Genomic DNA, 1,602 nt, shown 5'->3' with positions numbered 1-1,602 from the left:
CTAAAGTTTCGCAAGTGAATAAATATCAACTTGCTTGTTTATAAATATGCATATTACGTAGCGTATGGGCAACAGGATTACTTTCGATGAAATCTGCCAGCAACTCTGTAGCATCTATAGAGTAACGCTCTGCTGCTTCCAGAACGAAATCCAAAATGATAGCCCATATCTTGTCCGTTACGGACAACTCGAGAGTGTCATTGGTAACCTCAGCAAAGAGGCCGCCGATGGTTTCATACGCTTCAAATCTCTTCACTGTACACAAGATGTTATACTGCATCATTGTCAAAGTGAAGCTAGCAATTTGAGCGGCAAAATGTACAGACTGGCATTTGCCAAAGTTCAGCAAGGTCTTACAATCCTTGTATGCAACTTCGGTAGCCCATCGTCTGGCATAAATACGATACGCTTCAAGGAAGCTAAGAGAAAGGTCTGTGGTCAACAACCCATTCCAGTTTCCCTTGCGTCCTCGTTTGCAAAAGAACAAACGGACTGGCACGCCATCCAACTTGACGTCCATTGTACAATAGGTACAGCGAAGCATTTTGTTGTGTTTGCATGCCTTTTCCTTTTGCAGGTGCTTGATGATTTGCTTGGCATTCATCTTACCATGCTTCGTTGCATAGTTGGTTTTGCCCAGTTTAATCATGCCCAACAGGTGACACTTGATATGTCTGCTGGAAATGAAACGCACAAGCTTAGTGTTTGTAAACCAGCTATCTACGAGTAAGTAATCAAAGCGAACACCTCGCTTGATGGCATACTTGATCATATCTATGGCCTTGTCTGTCTTCTTCATCAGATATTCATCCACACGCTCTTTTACCGCTTGCCCTTCGTGGTCCTCGGTATAGCGAGCTTTGCGTTGCTTAGCAGTAAGTCCCTGAACCTTTTGCTTGTCCTTTCCCTCCTCACCATGAAGAGAGAAATCGAGAAAGAGCTGGCTAACGCCATCGGACAACATCATGGTCAGACACTTATAACCAAGGATGCTCTTTTGATGAACATGAGACCAGATTCTTCCTATGAGTTCGGTCGTCATACCTGTCTTAGGTGCATCAGTATCATCAATAATCAAACAAACCGGCTTGTCATGATGAACAGTTGTGCTGCTTGATATCTTCTTTATCAGCAGAAGATTCATTGCATATAGTAACTTGCGCCACTTGACATTACCATCATTCATAAAACGATAGAACATGTCTTTATCACAATTGAACAATTTACTCAAGGACGAGTTGGAGTATCGGCTCGCATTCTTGACTACGAAGAATGGGAAGAGCATGAGAAGGTTGAGTACCTGCAAGGTAGTGAACTTGCAGTTCTCTTTTTTCTCTACTCCAATCTGGCTGGAGCGTATATTTATATGTTTCATCACACCCATAATGCACTTAATTGCACGATTATCTTCATTTTTTGCGAAAAAGCTTCGCAGATCTGAAATAATTTTTGTATCTTTGCTCACGGCTTTGAAGTTTTATCTTTATTGTTTAGCGATTGTAAAGATACTCATTTTCTGTGAGTTATACAAACTTCAGAGCCTTTTTTATTCCAAAATTACGTTAAATCACGCTTGTGAATTTTCACTTGCGAAACTTTAGT

General features: G+C 41.2%; 1 protein-coding gene. It reads right to left on the bottom strand.

Going from position 1 to position 1,602, the window contains the following annotated elements:
- Window positions 1-25: 25 nt before the first annotated feature.
- Window positions 26-1,465: an IS4 family transposase gene (locus NNC77_RS16420; RefSeq protein ID WP_437183299.1), complete on the bottom strand. Its 1,440-nt coding sequence runs from the start codon at window positions 1,463-1,465 to the stop codon at window positions 26-28.
- Window positions 1,466-1,602 lie beyond the last annotated feature (137 nt).

Source organism: Segatella copri (genome assembly GCF_024330485.1).
Classification (GTDB): Bacteria; Bacteroidota; Bacteroidia; order Bacteroidales; family Bacteroidaceae; genus Prevotella; species Prevotella copri_L.
Note: the sequence above shows the minus strand (reverse complement) of the source record. Positions and strands in the feature narration are given on the sequence as shown.